The 584-nt window shown below is 67.0% G+C and carries 1 pseudogene; it reads left to right on the plus strand.

Annotated elements, in window-relative coordinates:
* Positions 1-584: pseudogene (locus ITJ44_RS15720) on the plus strand (DNA polymerase III subunit alpha); the annotation flags it as partial.

The following is a 584-nucleotide window of genomic DNA, read 5'->3' on the forward strand; positions in this document are numbered from 1 at the left end:
CTGGGCCTCGACGACCAGGGCGCATACGACCTGCTCGCGCGCGGTGACACCCTCGGCGTCTTCCAGCTCGACGGCGGGCCCATGCGCTCGCTCCTGCGCATGATGAAGCCCGACAACTTCGAGGACATCTCGGCCGTCATCGCGCTGTACCGACCCGGGCCCATGGGCGCCAACTCGCACACGAACTACGCGCTGCGGAAGAACGGGCTGCAGGAGATCACCCCCATCCACCCGGAGCTGGAGGAGCCGCTGCGCGAGGTGCTCGGCACCACGCACGGCCTCATCGTCTACCAGGAGCAGGTGATGTCGGTCGCGCAGAAGCTGGCGGGCTTCACGCTCGCGCAGGCCGACCTCCTCCGCCGCGCCATGGGCAAGAAGAAGAAGTCGGAGCTGGACAAGCAGTTCGAGGGCTTCTCGCAGGGCATGAAGGGCAACGGCTACTCGATGGCCGCGGTGAAGGCGCTCTGGGACATCCTGCTGCCGTTCTCCGACTACGCCTTCAACAAGGCGCACTCGGCGGCGTACGGCGTCGTCTCCTACTGGACCGCGTACCTCAAGGCCCACTACCCGGCAGAGTACATGGC

This window comes from Clavibacter sp. VKM Ac-2873 (assembly GCF_015351075.1).
Lineage (GTDB): Bacteria > Actinomycetota > Actinomycetes > Actinomycetales > Microbacteriaceae > Clavibacter.